11 protein-coding genes are annotated in these 14,726 nt (G+C 59.4%); 3 read left to right on the forward strand and 8 right to left on the reverse strand.

The window, feature by feature from the left end; all coding sequences use genetic code 11:
• Positions 1–975, reverse strand: a complete 975-nt coding sequence (locus IPJ76_11230) for a flippase-like domain-containing protein (GenBank protein QQR85187.1) — start codon at positions 973–975, stop codon at positions 1–3.
• Here IPJ76_11230 and ruvC point away from each other — a divergent pair.
• Positions 962–1,561 carry a crossover junction endodeoxyribonuclease RuvC gene (ruvC, locus tag IPJ76_11235; protein QQR85188.1) on the forward strand — a complete coding sequence of 200 codons (600 nt, stop codon included), beginning with the start codon at positions 962–964 and terminating at the stop codon, positions 1,559–1,561. The genes IPJ76_11230 and ruvC overlap by 14 nt on opposite strands.
• On the opposite strand, the gene IPJ76_11240 is transcribed toward ruvC, so the two are convergent.
• The 6 genes from IPJ76_11240 to IPJ76_11265 all read right to left on the reverse strand — a co-directional run bounded on the left by IPJ76_11240 (position 1,558) and on the right by IPJ76_11265 (position 12,010).
• The gene (locus tag IPJ76_11240) at positions 1,558–1,947 is read right to left on the reverse strand and encodes an HIT family protein (protein ID QQR85189.1); all 390 of its coding nucleotides are present in this window, start codon (positions 1,945–1,947) and stop codon (positions 1,558–1,560) included. The two genes, ruvC and IPJ76_11240, sit on opposite strands and share 4 nt — an antisense overlap.
• Complete coding sequence (gene greA / locus IPJ76_11245) at positions 1,947–2,420, reverse strand: transcription elongation factor GreA (protein QQR85190.1); 474 nt, start codon at positions 2,418–2,420, stop codon at positions 1,947–1,949. The genes IPJ76_11240 and greA overlap by 1 nt, the downstream gene beginning before the upstream one ends.
• A gap of 77 nt (positions 2,421–2,497) precedes the next feature.
• Positions 2,498–3,556, reverse strand: a complete 1,059-nt coding sequence (locus tag IPJ76_11250; protein ID QQR85191.1) for a PorV/PorQ family protein — start codon at positions 3,554–3,556, stop codon at positions 2,498–2,500.
• Between the two features lie 24 nt (positions 3,557–3,580).
• Positions 3,581–7,678, reverse strand: a complete 4,098-nt coding sequence (locus IPJ76_11255) for a T9SS C-terminal target domain-containing protein (GenBank protein QQR85192.1) — start codon at positions 7,676–7,678, stop codon at positions 3,581–3,583.
• Positions 7,679–7,697: 19 nt separating this feature from the next.
• The gene (locus IPJ76_11260) at positions 7,698–11,459 is read right to left on the reverse strand and encodes a carboxypeptidase-like regulatory domain-containing protein (protein ID QQR85193.1); all 3,762 of its coding nucleotides are present in this window, start codon (positions 11,457–11,459) and stop codon (positions 7,698–7,700) included.
• Positions 11,460–11,710: 251 nt separating this feature from the next.
• Positions 11,711–12,010, reverse strand: a complete 300-nt coding sequence (locus IPJ76_11265) for a hypothetical protein (protein ID QQR85194.1) — start codon at positions 12,008–12,010, stop codon at positions 11,711–11,713.
• Between the two features lie 67 nt (positions 12,011–12,077).
• Between IPJ76_11265 and IPJ76_11270 the strand changes: the two genes are divergently transcribed.
• Complete coding sequence (locus IPJ76_11270; protein ID QQR85195.1) at positions 12,078–12,509, forward strand: hypothetical protein; 432 nt, start codon at positions 12,078–12,080, stop codon at positions 12,507–12,509.
• A 66-nt stretch (positions 12,510–12,575) separates the two neighbouring features.
• Here IPJ76_11270 and IPJ76_11275 read toward each other — a convergent pair whose 3' ends face one another.
• Positions 12,576–13,892: an adenosylhomocysteinase gene (locus tag IPJ76_11275; protein ID QQR85196.1), complete on the reverse strand. Its 1,317-nt coding sequence runs from the start codon at positions 13,890–13,892 to the stop codon at positions 12,576–12,578.
• Positions 13,893–13,981: 89 nt separating this feature from the next.
• Between IPJ76_11275 and IPJ76_11280 the strand changes: the two genes are divergently transcribed.
• Positions 13,982–14,722, forward strand: a complete 741-nt coding sequence (locus tag IPJ76_11280; GenBank protein ID QQR85197.1) for a geranylgeranylglyceryl/heptaprenylglyceryl phosphate synthase — start codon at positions 13,982–13,984, stop codon at positions 14,720–14,722.
• Positions 14,723–14,726: the final 4 nt, after the last annotated feature.

Here is a 14,726-nt window from a genome sequence, read left to right on the forward strand (position 1 = left end):
TCAGGCAGCCGTTATTTCGATGGGTTTTTCGAACGCCGTTTCCCTGCGCTGGGCCCAGAGAAGGACGATCCCAACGACAGCAGGCGCTACGACGTTCATGATCCACATGACGAGGCAAGCCACCAGGATCCCTGGCTCGCTCATGCCGGCGGGCGCCAGCAAGGCGACTGCCGCGGAGCCGCGCACCCCCAATTCACTCAGCACCATGGTAGGTACGATGGTGGTGGCCAGATAAATGATCGGCACTGCAACAATGGCGCTCGCCCCGTCGGTCGTTCGAGTGCAGAGTACGATCAGAAGCGCGAATTGTGCAGCGAAGAGAAGGTAACGGAGAATGCTCCATCCGAGGAAGCGGGCGCGGTCGAGCGGTGCGTACTTAAGGAGATGCTCCGAGGAACGTTTGATGTTGACGGGCAAGGGAAGCAAGCGTGCAAGGGTGTGCAAGGCACGCGTGTGGAAGTAGAGAAAGAGCAGCGCCGCCGTGCAGGCACCGGCGATCAGTGCCAACGTCGGAAGGGCGGCATGGAAGGAGCCGCCTGAGCCGGCCACCATGGGCAGCATTGCAAGAGCCAGTAGCCCGAACAATGCGGTGGTCACTGTTTGTGCAGTGCTGCCGAGCAACGCGGCCAGACCTGTTCGCGTCCGCAATCCCTTGTCGGCCTGCATGGCGCGACCGAACCACTCGCCGGTGCGGTTCGGGGTGAAGATCCCCAAGCTTGTGCCGACCAGTGTTGCGCGCAGCGCGGTGCCGAACGACGACGGGCTCAGTGGTTGCATCAAGAGTTTCCACTTGTGCGCTTCGACCGCCCAACTGGCACCGCCCAGCAACAGCGCTAGCAGGAGAGGCCATTGCAAGAGCGTGCCCCAAGCTCCGCTCCACGCGCGGCTATCTTGCGCCTGCACGGCCAAGAACAGGTATAAGGCCACCGCCAAGAGCACCACCCATCGTATCCCGTTCTTGATGTCGCGTCCCATGGCCGTCGCCGAAAATAGTCCCGCTGAGCGGGTGATCCTCGGCATTGATCCGGGTACAACGGCCATGGGCTTCGGTGTGCTGTTGGAACAAGGACGCAGCATTGCCCTCGTGGATGCCGGGGTGGTACGGTTCCCGGGCCTGGACGACCATACGTTGAAGCTCAAGGAGATCTTCGATCGGACGCTGGCCATCATCGATCAGCACCACCCGGACGAGTTGGCCATTGAAGCACAGTTCTTCGGGAAGAATGTGCAAAGCATGCTCAAGCTAGGGCGTGCACAGGGTGTTGCGATCGCCGCGGCATTGCACCGGCAGATCGCGGTGGTGGAGTACGCCCCAAAACGTGTGAAACAGGCCATCACGGGCAATGGTAACGCGAGCAAGGAGCAGGTTGCGGCCATGCTGGGCGGCCTGCTTCAAGGAGCAAAGCTGCCCACCAGCACCGATGCCACGGATGCCGTGGCAGTGGCCTTGTGCCATCATTTCTCGCGCGGCAACACGGTCCGCAGGGGCGGTGTGGCCCGGGGCAGCAGCACCTGGGGTTCGTTCGTGCGCAACAACCCGGGAAGGGTAAAGAAGCCTTAAGCCAGGCGGATGCGCTCGGCGATGGCGGCCAGTTCCGCCTGGCTGAACTTCAGCTTGGGCCGCGAAAAATCCATGTCGTGCACGGTGTCGATGGGAATGAGGTGCACATGTGCGTGCGGCACTTCCAATCCGATAACGCTTACACCGATGCGATCGCAAGGGATCACTTCAGCGATCTTCCGGGCAACACCTTGGGCGAACGGCATGATGCCCGCCAGGACCTCCTCAGGCAGTTCGAAGAACTTGTCCACCTCCAGTTTCGGTACCACTAGCGTGTGGCCTTCGCGCAGCGGGTTGATGTCCAGAAAGGCCAAGTAGCGATCGTCCTCGGCCACCTTGTGGCAGGGGATATCGCCGTTGACAATGCGCGTGAAGATGCTCGGCATCAGCGGCTGATCTCGATGATCTCCAAACGCATGGTGCTGCCCGTCGGGGTGGTTACCTCGGCCACTTCTCCTTTCGTCTTGCCCAGCAAGCCTTTGCCGATGGGTGAACTCACGCTGATCTTCCCGACTTTGATGTCCGCTTCACTTTCCGCCACTAGTATGAACTCACGGTGCGAGTTGTTGTCCACCATGCGCACCATCACTTTGCTGTGGATGTAAATGCGGCCCTCTTCAAGCATGCCGGCTTCAATGATGCGCGCATTCGCGACCACGCCTTCCAACTTGGCGATACGGGCTTCCAACAGACCTTGATCTTCTTTGGCCGCATGGTACTCGGCGTTCTCGCTCAGGTCACCTTTGTCGCGGGCGTCAGCGATCTGCTGGCTCAGGTGACGGCGCTCCACGGTTTTCATGTGGTGCAGTTCGTCCTGCAGTTTCTTGAGGCCCTCTTCGGTGTAGTAAGCAGTGCTCATGGCACGTTCGATGATGGTGGAAAGAAAGGAAGAGGACCCCGACGGGTCCTCTTCCGCTAATGTAAGCGACGATGGGCTTAGAGGCTGATGCGCACGCCGATACTGTGGACGCCCCCGAACGGATTGGTGGCACGGTAGCCGTAGTCGAAGGCGATGGCGCTCTTCTTTTCCTCGCCGAACGGCAGGTCAACGCTAAGGCCGGCGCTAGGACCCGTGAAGACCGTTTGACGGTCCTCGTTGGTGATGTCCTTTTCGTAGAGGTACCCGCCGCGCAGATGGAAGATCCGCTTGAACCCGTACTCAACGCCGAACAGCCCTTGGTCCTGGGTGAAGGAGTTGCTCACGAACGTCCCGGCCAAGGTCAAGCGGTGCATCTCACCGGTTACCACGTCCCACGCAGCCCCGATCGTGAGCATGCTGGGCAGTTCGAAGCGCTCGCTGCGTTGCTGCAGGGTGAGCACATCGCTCCCCGTGCTGACGAGGCCCTGGACCCCGAGACCATCACCTGCAAAGCGCATGGCCGGTCCCACGTTCTTGAGCGCGATGCCGAACTTGATGTTGTCCTTTTCGCCCGTTACGTAATGGATCCCAGCGTCAAAGCAAATGCCCGTGGCGCGCACGTTGGCAATGCTCTCGCTCACAACGCGTATCAGCAAACCGCCGTAGATGCTGTTGCTGAAGCTCTTGGCATACGCCAGCGAGATATTGCTCATCGTTGGGCTGAACGTGCCCAATCCCCCTTCCGGCTGAGCATCCGTGGTTACCTGAAGATCACCGAACCCCATCACGGTGGCGCTCAGTCCGAGCACACCGCTCTCGCCCACCTTCTGGCCCAAGCCGATCGCGTTGATGCGAACGCCGGAGCCTTGCAACCATGTGGTGTTGGTGAAGTAGATCTCGGTCTTGCGTGTGTGAGCGAGGCCCGCCACATTGCCGTACATGCTTTCCACGCCTCGAAGCGAAGCATAGTTGGCCAAGCCCCAGCCGCTGCTCCGGGCCCACGGGTTGATCAGCAGTTGCGAACCACCCGCCTGGCCGGCCCGATCAGGATTGCCGGCGAATGCCTGCACACCGATCAGAGCACCGCACAAGAGCAGCCCGAACGCTTTGCCCATGTTGTTCTTCTTCGTTTCCATCTCGTCGTTGTCGTTATCGGTGGCTTAGAAGTTCTGCAGGTCAACGGGACGGATCACACCGAACCACTTCACCACTTTTTCGCCCACGCCGGGCACATCGATGTGGCAGATATAGGTGCCACCGGCAATGGGCACCGAGTTGCCGTTCTTCAGGTCCCAATCCAGATAGGTGAGGTCGTTGTCCTTGCGGAAGGTCCTGATCAGCGTGCCGCCCACGTTGTAGATCTTGATGGTGCACGTTTGAGGCAGGTTGATGAACTTGACCCGGTTGTCCAAGCGACTGGTCTCATAGCCGCTGAACGAGTAGTACGGATTGGGCACAACGCTGATCATATCCAGCGCATCCTCAGCCACGTCGGCTACCGAGGTGATGGTGGCCTGAGGGCTGCTGTTGAACGTGTACAAAGGCTTGCCACCGTTGCGCAGGTCGTTTTCTTGGCCTGTCAAGGGTATTTCGGGCGAATAGCCACTGTACGGGTTCACGTATTCGCGGTACGGCTGCGCCGTGCGCAGCAGGATCTTGGTTTCGGCCGGCACCAGGCCATCGGCAATGCTGAGCATGGTCGTGCCCGGCACGGGCATCATACTGCCGACCCACATGCAGGAGCGGAAGGCGTTCCGGCGGGAAGTCCCCGTGCCGAGGGTAAGTTGATCGTACAGGAACTTGCCCTCGTCGTACTGGGGCATGAAATCCTCATCCTCGAACTGGCGGCGCATATTGCCGAACACGTAGATCCAGTGGCAGCCGCCGAAGAGCGGCTCGCCCAAGTTGGTAACGAAGCGATCGCTAGGATTGAACAAGAAGTCCTTGCCGTTCTGTTGGCCGGTGTACGGATCGGGCGTGCCCCAGAAACTGTTCTCGCTAAATGCCATGTTCAGCCGTTCGCCGCTGGCCAAGTCAATGGCATACCCGGGGAACCAGCCCATGCCGTTCGATCCGGTAAGCGTGGCCTCTGCGGGGTTTTCGTTCCCGCTACCAGCCCGGTTGCCGTACTTGTCCACACTGGCGCCAGAGCGCAGGTAGTTCTTCTTCACGCCGCCTTCGGAAATGGCATCGTTTTCTTCGTTCTCCAGCACGGGGCAGCGGGTCCATTTGCTGCGATCCGGGGTCATTACCACCACAACGCTGCGCGAGTTGCTCAGCCGCGAAACGTTGCGCGAGGATTCCAGGTCCGGCGAACACGGCTGGAACGCCGTGTCACCACAAAGTACCCACGGCGCCCACGTACCGGCGAGGATGCCTTCGTATTCCTCGTTGTCGTCCTCGCCCAAATAATCATTGTAGCTGTTGCCATCCTCGTCACTGGTGCCCGAACGGATCCAGTTGAAAGCGATCTCACCTTCACCATCAGGTATCCCGGTGAACCAGGGTGTTTGGGCGCCTTCGATCTGGAAGGTCCCCAGATCCAACAACTCGGTGAAGTTGTTGTTGTCTGTGTAGGCCGATTGCTGGATGGTCACGGAAAGCCCCCAGTCCAGCACCAGTTGTTCGTTCAGGACCTCGATAGCGCGCTCGCTGTGGACACTGTCCGGGGCACCATCAGCGTTCGCATCGATATCCAAAGCCACGAGCGTCCATGAAGCATCTTTCAGATTGTCCGGCGTGGCATCGTTGAACCACAGCTCGAACTTCCCGTTGGGCACCTTCAGTGGGTCCACCACCTTCACGTTCACGGGTGCCAAACCCGGCTTGTAGGTCACCTCATCGGCGCGCCATGGGTAGCCGCTCAGGATGTCATCAACGGTGGAATCTTCCAGGTCGAGCAGGTTCGTTGCGTTGCCCTCGCCCTCCAAGCGGGTAATGCTGAAGCCGTCCCCGTAGCCTGACTGCTGTATCGTGCCGCCATTGGCCGGGGTGGGCTTGTGGGGAATGCCGGAGAAGGAGATGATCTCGCCACGTGTGCTCTTACGGCCGCTCTTGAAGGGGAACGCCTGACCCGTTAGCTGCGAGGGGTTGTAATCCTGGTAGTTGTTGTACCCATAGGAGATGGCCATGAAGTAGTAGGTCTTGAAATTGACCAAGCGTACATCCCCTTGAGCGAACTTGTCCTCGGTTACCCGGATGGAGTGTGCAATTCCCTCGTCAGCACCGTTCACCATCTCCGTGGGAACCGGGAGGCCGATCTGCTCATCGAAGTTGTAGTTCACCAATTGGCCGATGCCGTCCTCGATATCCCCTTGATAGATAAGGCGGGCCTTGGTGGGGTCGCTCAGTTCAGCGGCCGATACGAGGGAGTTCTTCAACTGGTAGACCATGTAGCCCTGGAAGTTGTAGGTGCGGTCCGAAGCACTTTCGGGGATCGCCGGGTCCAGTTCTTCATAATCCTCGGGGATGCTGTCGTTATTGTTGCTACCGTCAGGGTTGCTGATGTAAAGTATCAGCTCGCGATCAAGTTCTGTGATGGTCAGGTCAGGTGCGAACGGACCGTCCAGGATGTTGAAGCAATTGTCGAAGAGCGATTGCGCCTTGTCATCCGCCTTGCGCACTTCCTCAACACTGGCGAAGGGACCACCGGTGGTGGCACGGGCCCATACAACGCCCACGGTTATGTTGTTGTACGCACCCGGTTCCAGTGTGAACGGCCCGGCGCTCTGGATGAACCGACGATCGCCTTCCGCATTGCCTTCAGTGATCTCCGACCAGTCCGGTTGAGGTACACAGTTCGTGCCCCAGCCTAGCGGATCGCTGTCACCAGGGAACATGTACAGGGCGGGAATGTTCGGATCCCCCCCACCACCGATGTGGCCAGTGCCGAAATACAAGTTCGGCGAGTTGTCCTTCCAGATCGCACGCAGGAGGTTGTAGTAGTCGATCGCAATGCTTGGGTCGCCGGTTACGGAACCATCATTGTTGTGGTACAGGAAGGCACGCATCCCGTAGCGTTCATTGTCCACTACTGTATCACCGTACCCGATGCCGATGCCTTTGTACGGGATACCCAAGCCGGCTCGAGCTGCGTTACAGTCGGTGGTCAAGGGGTTATCCACCCCGTCCGCATCCTGGAAGGGGCCTTCAAAGAAGTCCACGCCGATGGCAGGTGGCTGCACACCATACCCGACGGCGCCGCCAGCACAGGCCGCACCTGCGTCGTTGTCGGTGCCGTTGTAGGCATAGCCCAATCCGCGCTGCACATCGCAGCCGACGTAGTCATCGTTGGCGCAACCGAGGTCCGCGTCAACCCATTGCCCGAAATAGGTGTTCGTGAGGGTCTGTGTGCCTTGGTTGATGACCACGTAGTTGTAGAAGGTCATGTTGTTCACCTCGTCGTTGGTGGCGAAGGCGAACGCTTGCGCACGGATCTCCATGCCGATCGGCTGGCCGCTGGTCTCGGTGTGGGCGTTGCCCTTGTCGTTGAAGATCCAGAAGATGTTCTCATCGCCGAACAATGGGATGGGATCCTCCCGGAAACGCGCTTTGCAGTCGATGGTCCCGTCAAGGTCATACCCGGGCGAATCGCCGTCGTCCGGATTGTAATCGCCGTCGCCGTCGAAATCGTTGAAGGGCGCCAGATAGATGTCCTGACCGCCGGCCACATCACCAATTGCCGGCCACTCGGCGAAGATCGCGGGGTAGTTATAGCCGGGGAACTCTACCTGCTCGTTGCAGTTCGGATCCTCAATGCAGTTGTGGTAAGCAACATGCGCGGCCACGTCGTCGCGTTTGGTCTTCCACGTTTTGTCATACGCGGTACAGACTTCCTGCGGTATGGATGCGGTGCCATCGTTCGTGAGCGGACCCGGCCAGAAGTCGTTACCGACCTGCCGGAACCTTACGGCGGCCAACTTCAGTTGATTGTCGGGCGACAAACCGCCCATCCAGAGGGAACCGGCGAACAGGGCGTGCGGCCCCGAGCGATCGTCCGTTTTGGGCACTTCGTAGGCCGGCCCCCCGGGGCTTGACCTGTCCTGCCACATGTTGCCGCCGGTCTCGATCAACGCACGTACGTTGTTCAGGTCGATCTCCGTGCGTGCGGTCGACGGGGAGCAGTTGTCGGCCTTGGCCGAACCCCTGCTGCCTGCATCGGCCCTGCGGCCGTTCTGGTTCTCACGAGCGCTCGCCCCAGTGCTGATCAACAGCAGGCCGAGAGCAGGGACAACAGTTCGTATGGTGATGCGGTTCATGTCCTTCTGTTCAGTCGGTTCAGAAATCGAAACGGAGGCCCAAACGAATGGTGCGCGGGGCACCGAAATTGCCCGGGTCGTTCACTTTCAGGGCATACAATTCACGGTAGCGGGCCGGGTCGATCTCTGCGTTGATCGCATCCTGGTATTCCGCCGCAGCCAAGTAACCATCGTCATCCGGGGATCCAGTGCCGCGCCAAACGTCCACCACGTTGCGGGTGTTGAGCACGTTGGTCACGAGCAGGTAGATGTTCAGGTTGGCGCTCTTCGCCTTGTCCTCGCCTTTGCCGAACTTCAACGGTAGGTCGCGGTCCAACTGAAGGTCCATATTGAACTGCCAAGGCAGGCGGCTGCCGTTGATACCCCCGTTCAAGCTGTGGCTACCGATTGCCTCGCCCTCGTTGATGATGCGGCTGCTGGCGCTGTACGGTGTTCCACTGCCCAGATTGGTCACCACGTTCACGCCCGTGGATTGCAGGATGGGTTTGCCGAACAGCATCGGACCATTGTAGTCCTTGCCGCGCCCGTAGCGGAAGTCGGCCGTGATCTGGAAGGCGTGGCGCTGGTCGAAGTTGAGCGGTGCGATGGTGCGCAGGTTGGGCTGGCCGCTATTGATCAGGCGAAGGCTGGTGTTCGGGTCGCTACCGGTTCCGTCGGCGAACTGAAGTGTGTAGCTGGCACGCATCCAGAGGTTGCCCGTGCGGCGCATGTCGTACGTGAGGCTGAAACCCTTTACCGTACCGAAGTCGATGTTGTCGAAGGTCTGGTAGCTGGTTGGCCAGGCCTGGGCCATGTTGCGCACTTGGATCATGTCGCGCAACTCGCGGTAGAACGCGGCGATCTTGAGCGAGCTGCTCTTTGTAAGCACCTGCTGGAAACCAAGCTCATAGTCGATGGTCTTGGTGGGCCGCAGGTTCGGGTTGTTCACCACGTTCTGCGTGGTCTGGATGTACGAATAGTTCATCAGGTCGAGCCGGCTTGCGCTTGTGGGGCGCTGCGTCAAAACGTCGTAGTGCGCGAAGAACACGGCCTCGTCGCTGATGGGGAAGCTGAAGGCCACGCGCGGCATGATGTTCACCACCGGCTCATAGTCCCTGAACGCATTCTGGTTCAGGCGGCTACCGTTCAATTGGTTGTCCTCGCCGCGCCCGATGAGGTAGGGCTGGATGCCGCTCGCTGATTGGAGGATGCTGGGGTCGGTAACCCGCTCTCCCAAGGCGTTGTACCAGTCATCGCCGTCCCGGTAGCCGACCACGTTCAGCGGTCCGGTATAGTCGTTCACGTACACCACGAAGTCATCGCCGATGTTGCTCGGACGGTTGTTCAGCTGTTGTTGGATGTTACCGTCACGAACAGCGTCACCGGCGGAGTAGGCGTTCTGCCAGAGATAGGGGTCTTTCAGTACGCTTTGGTTGGCGTCATAACGGTCCACACGCACACCAACGTTGAAGATGATGTCGTCGAACGAGAACTTGTCCATGATGTAGCCAGCGATGTAGATGGGCTGGAAGGGCGCCTGCAAACGCGTGTAGTTGCCATTTGCATCGCGGTCGTTGAAGAAATCGTCCAACGAAGGTCGACCGGTCAGCTTGTTGCCGGTGTGGTCATAACCGAAGTAGCTGTTCACCAGACCACCACTGGGCGTGAAGATGTTCTCACCACTGTTGATCAGTTCATCAGCACTGAACATGTCGATGGACAGGAGCGAAGGATCAACAGCATCGAGATTGATGAAGTCGGATCCGTTGGGGTCCAAACCGAGCACCTCACGCAACTGACGATCGAAGTAGGACTGGTTCTGCAGGTCGATCAGGCGTGGATGGTCCACCAAGGGGTACTGGCCGATGACATAGTTCGTATCAGCCAACGTGGCGTCGATCTCGCGGATGTGATCGTTCACGTAGTTGCGGGCAAGGCCCCAGAAACCCACTGGCGACAAGCGGTAGTCGCGCTGGGTGAGCTGCTCATACTCAATTCCAATGCTTACGGCATGTGAGCCGATATCAGCTGAGCCGGTGGCTGCAAGGCGCATCTGGTCGGTCTGGCGTTTGCGGTAATCGTTGGCCAGGGAGCCGATGTTGTTGAATAGGCCGTACACATTGTCCGGCCCCTGGCCGTTCAGCAGACCTTGTCCGCTCTGGATGGCATTGAAGTTCTGGTACGGGCCGTCCTCCTCAGCCGGGTTGAACGGGTTGTAGGGGGCCTGGTCGAACAGTTGGAAGTACTGATCGGTTATCGCCGCCACATCGGGGTTCAGGTCACTGGCCTCGAACGTCACCAAGGTGTCCACCCACCCGTTCTGCTCGAAGTAGGGCTTGTCCACCGTGGGCAGGTCGTAGCTGTTCATGCGGTAGGTCTCGAATTTGCCGAGGTACCCGTAGTCGAACAGTCGGTCTTGGTGCACAGGGTCTTCGTTCCTGCTGTCGAATCGCGAATAGTCGAACTGAACGCTGTAGAAGGCGTTCTTGATGCCGGATTTCTTGGCTGCAGCGCCCTCTTCACCCTCTTCCTTGGCGTTGAACCGTTGTGTGAACCGCACGAAGCCACGCCACGTGATATCACGCGAGCGGTTATTGTTCTCCGCGTTCAACAGGGTGTTGTTGCGGTTGTAGTCTTGTGCTTTTGCGTACTCGAACGACCCCCCGATGGTCAGGTTCACGGTGGGTGTGGTGGTGATATCGAGCTTGCCCGAAGCGAGATAGACCTTACGAGCAGCGTTCTGGCGGGTCCTCAAGTTCTCCAGATCGCTCGTGCCTACATAGTTGGAATTGTAGAACGCTGTAGGCCGGCCAGCAACGTCGCGCACGGTCAGTGGTTCGGCTATCAGTTGGTCCCTGACCTCGGGTTTGATCCGTGGATCGTTAACGTATTGGGGCGCATCGTCCACCACGTTGGTGTACTGGCCGCTCAGGAAGAAGCCCAGCAGGGGCTTCCCTTTATTGCCCAAGCTGTCTTTCTTGAAGAACAATGGGCCGCTCAAGCTGGCTTCCAACTGGTTGAAAGCGTAGGCGTCGAGGCCAACGATGTCGTTGATGTCCTCGCCGACCTTCCAGCCCGATGTCAAGTATTCAACGCCGCCGAAGAACGAACGGCTCGGCCCACGCGTTGTGATGTTGATCACACCGCCCGTAACGTCACCGTAGTTGGCGGGCACACCACCAGTGATCACTTGTACTTCCTCGATGGCGCTCTTGGGCAGGCCGGTTCCAGCACCAGCCGGCACCTTCACCCCGTCGATGTAGTAATAGGTGTTCTCCGTGCGCGCACCGCGGATACTTACGCCACCGCCAGTACCTGCCGTGCTGGCACCGGCCACGGTGGTGGCGATGCTGTTCGCCGTACGGCCCGGCATCTTGCTGATCTGGTCGCGGGTCACCGTTCCACCGCTGGCGCCTCCGTCCTTTTCGATGAGCGGCACCTGGTAGCGCACCACGCGCACCTCTTTCAGCTCCATCCCGCTCTCCATCTTGATGTCCAAGAAGGTGATCTTGTTACCGTTGATCACCACCCCGGTCTGCTTCACGGGCTGGTAACCCACATAGCTGAAGGTGACATCGTAGGTCCCCGGTTCGATCGGCTTGATGAGGTACACCCCATCGAAGTCGGTGGAGCCACCGGCCGCTTGGGTGCCCTTGTTCTCGATCAGCACGTTCACGAACGGCAACGGCTCGCCCGACTTGCCATCGGTGATCGTGCCCTTTAGACTTCCGGAGCCGACTTGAGCATAGCTGGCTGCCGTCGCGAGGCAAAGGGCGGCCAATGAGAGGAACCTTCTCACCATCAACTGAAGGATTTAGGACTGTTCAGGGTTGCAACGAGGGGCGGTAAAGATCGAAAAAGAACGCTTCCGGCCAAATGCGCTGAAACCCTTGATGGGCGCAGGTTTCCCGCGTTCGGGGCGTTTATGCCTCCCGGTCGTACAGTGCATTCGCCGTTCGTCATGGCCGATGTGATGGCGAAATATATCGGCCAGCATTCCATAACACGGGGAAATGGGCCCGCGATCATGGTTCCGGGCTATACACGTCCGGTCTAGTGCCGGCGTCCGAACAAGCGCACGAAGAAGGGGTCGCGGTGCATGTTGGTGCCATGCTTGCCGGCCCGCTTTGTGTGTTGCTTGATGCGTTTGCGCGTGGCCTTGTCCTGGATGCCCAAGTGCCGTTTCTGCTTCTCCTTTTCAGCCTTCTTGGCGGCCTTCTTCTCGTCCTTCTCCTTTCTGGCCTGCATCTTCTCGGCCTCCTTCTTCGAAATGCCCTCTTGCGCATACCCGGCAAGGGCTCCTCCGCCAAGCAGTGCAATTAGCACCAGGATCCGGGTGATGGCTCGTTTCATGGTCACAAGGTTAATGTCATGGCCCCGCTTACATACCTACTTTCGCTGGCGAACGTTCTACGCAGGCATGTTCATACGCCCTCAGCATTGGTTTTTCGGTTTGGCGGTGGTCCTTACCATCATTACCGCCTGCAAGAAGGAGGAGAGGGGCGGGGTGCCTTACACGCTGGTGGACATCCAGTTCAATGTGAACAACCCCGCCTATGTTGATATCCAAGTGCCGGGCGGTTGGGTGTACATCTCCGGTGGAAGTCGCGGTATCATTGTGTACCGCAAAAGCATGGACGAGTTCGTTGCACTGGACCGGCATTGTACCTACCAGCCCGAGAACGTCTGCCAAGTGCATGTGGACGATACGCAAGTGATGGCACGCGACACGGTTTGCTGTGGATCAGGCTTCCTGATCATCGACGGCAGCGTCACCCAAGGTCCAGCGGGCATTGCGTTGAAAAGCTATAACACCACCTTCAACGGCAGCATCTTGCGCATCTACAACTGACCCGCTGGGGGGAATTGAAAGGCCCTCGGGGGAACCGAAGGCCTTTCGCGTTGAAGGATCGAACGTTCAGTAACGGTATGCGTCGTTCTTGAAGGGGCCGTTCTTCGGCACACCGATGTACTGGGCTTGGGCCTCGGTGAGTTCCTCCAGTTCCACGCCGATCTTGGCGAGGTGCAGGCTAGCCACCATCTCGTCCAAGTGCTTGGGCAGCACATAGACCTTGTTCTCATAGTTCGCGTGGTTCTTCCACAGCTCCAACTGCGCCAGTGTCTGGTTGGTGAAGCTGTTGCTCATCACGAAGCTGGGGTGGCCCGTGGCGCAACCCAGGTTCACTAGGCGGCCTTCGGCCAGGATGAGGATGTCCTTGCCATCGATGGTGTACTTGTCCACCTGCGGCTTGATCTCCACCTTGGTGTTGCCGTAGGCCTTGTTCAACCAAGCCATGTCGATCTCGTTGTCGAAGTGGCCGATGTTGCAAACGATGGCCTTGTCTTTCATTTTCCGGAAGGCAGCCTCCGTAACGATGTTGAAGTTGCCCGTGGTGGTGATGATGATGTCCGCGCGATGCACGTTCGGCACCAGCTTCTTCACCTCGAAACCGTCCATGGCCGCCTGCAGCGCGCAGATGGGGTCGATCTCGGTGACGATCACGCGAGCGCCGGCACCACGCAGTGAAGCCGCAGTGCCCTTGCCCACGTCGCCGTAGCCGCAAACGATGGCGACCTTACCGGCCATCATGATGTCGGTAGCGCGGCGGATGGCGTCCACGGCGCTCTCCTTGCAGCCGTACTTGTTGTCGAACTTGCTCTTGGTAACGCTGTCGTTCACGTTGATGGCGGGCATCACCAGGGTGCCGTTCTTCTCGCGCTCCTTCAGGCGCAGCACGCCCGTGGTGGTCTCCTCGCTGAGGCCCTTGATACCGGCCACGAGCTCGGGGAACTTGTCGAACACCATGTTCGTGAGGTCACCACCGTCGTCCAGGATCATGTTCAGCGGCTTACCACCCTCGAAGGCGAAGATGGTCTGCTCAATGCACCAGTCGAACTCCTCGTTGTTCATGCCTTTCCAAGCGTAAACGGGAATGCCCGCTTGTGCGATGGCGGCGGCGGCGTGGTCCTGCGTGCTGAAGATGTTGCAGCTGCTCCAGCTCACTTCGGCGCCAAGCTCCTTCAGGGTCTCGATGAGCACTGCGGTCTGGATGGTCATGTGCAGGCAGCCAGCGATGCGGGCGCCTTTCAGCGGCTTCTCCTTGCCGTACTTCTCGCGCAGGGCCATGAGGCCTGGCATCTCGGCCTCGGCGAGTTCGATCTCTTTGCGGCCCCAATCGGCGAGGGCCATGTCCTTCACTTTGTACTTCAACTGTTCTGCGGTCTTGGTGCTCATTGTTCTGCTTGTTCCATCGCTAGACGCGAAGGGGCCGCGAAAGTAGCCTCTTACCGTGGACCAGCAGGCGGTGTGGTATGTTCGCGGGCATGGCGGGCGTGCTGCAGTTCCTCGACAGGTCGAAGGCCGAAGGGCGGAAGCTGCTGGCCGTGCTCATCGATCCGGACCAGGCAACGGACGCGCGCCAATTGGAACGCACCGTTCAGAACGCGTGCATGGCCAAGGCCGATCTGCTCTTCGTGGGTGGGAGCCTCATGGCCACAGATGGGTTCGATGCCTGCGTGCGGCGGGTGAAGGATCTGAGCGACCGGCCAGTGGTGCTTTTCCCAGGAAGTCCGGCGCAGCTGAGCGCACATGCCGACGCAGTGCTTTTCCTCAGCCTGATCAGCGGGCGTAATCCCGAGCTGCTTATCGGGCATCATGTTACAGCAGCGCCTCGGGTGAAAGCGCTTGGCATCGAAGCTATACCCACCGGCTACATGCTCGTGGACGGTGGCCGCATGACCACAGCGCATTACGTGAGCCAGACCTCGCCCATACCGCACGACAAGCCCAGCATCGCGGGCGCCACAGCCTTGGCCGGTTCGCTGCTCGGTTTGCGCGCCATGTACATGGACACAGGGAGCGGGGCCAAGCGCACCGTGAGCGAAGCCATGATCTCAGCCGTGCGCTCATCCGTTGATGTGCCGATCATTGTTGGTGGCGGTATCCGCGATGGCGCCACAGCACGCGCACTTTGCTTAGCGGGTGCGGATGTGGTCGTTGTCGGCACAGCGGTGGAAGAAGATCCCGAAGCCGTTTTCGCGCTGAGCGAGGCGGTGCACAGTTGACCCT

The organism is Flavobacteriales bacterium, from assembly GCA_016699575.1.
Taxonomy (GTDB): domain Bacteria; phylum Bacteroidota; class Bacteroidia; order Flavobacteriales_F; family PHOS-HE28; genus PHOS-HE28.

Excerpts from the sequence above, each read along its gene's own strand:
- ruvC (QQR85188.1), top strand. The coding sequence starts at position 962 with ATGTCGCGTCCCATGGCCGTCGCCGAAAATAGTCCCGCTGAGCGGGTG.
- IPJ76_11230 (QQR85187.1), bottom strand. The coding sequence starts at position 975 with ATGGGACGCGACATCAAGAACGGGATACGATGGGTGGTGCTCTTGGCG.
- IPJ76_11240 (QQR85189.1), bottom strand. The coding sequence starts at position 1,947 with ATGCCGAGCATCTTCACGCGCATTGTCAACGGCGATATCCCCTGCCAC.
- greA (QQR85190.1), bottom strand. The coding sequence starts at position 2,420 with ATGAGCACTGCTTACTACACCGAAGAGGGCCTCAAGAAACTGCAGGAC.
- IPJ76_11250 (QQR85191.1), bottom strand. The coding sequence starts at position 3,556 with ATGGAAACGAAGAAGAACAACATGGGCAAAGCGTTCGGGCTGCTCTTG.
- IPJ76_11255 (QQR85192.1), bottom strand. The coding sequence starts at position 7,678 with ATGAACCGCATCACCATACGAACTGTTGTCCCTGCTCTCGGCCTGCTG.
- IPJ76_11260 (QQR85193.1), bottom strand. The coding sequence starts at position 11,459 with ATGGTGAGAAGGTTCCTCTCATTGGCCGCCCTTTGCCTCGCGACGGCA.
- IPJ76_11265 (QQR85194.1), bottom strand. The coding sequence starts at position 12,010 with ATGAAACGAGCCATCACCCGGATCCTGGTGCTAATTGCACTGCTTGGC.
- IPJ76_11270 (QQR85195.1), top strand. The coding sequence starts at position 12,078 with ATGTTCATACGCCCTCAGCATTGGTTTTTCGGTTTGGCGGTGGTCCTT.
- IPJ76_11275 (QQR85196.1), bottom strand. The coding sequence starts at position 13,892 with ATGAGCACCAAGACCGCAGAACAGTTGAAGTACAAAGTGAAGGACATG.
- IPJ76_11280 (QQR85197.1), top strand. The coding sequence starts at position 13,982 with ATGGCGGGCGTGCTGCAGTTCCTCGACAGGTCGAAGGCCGAAGGGCGG.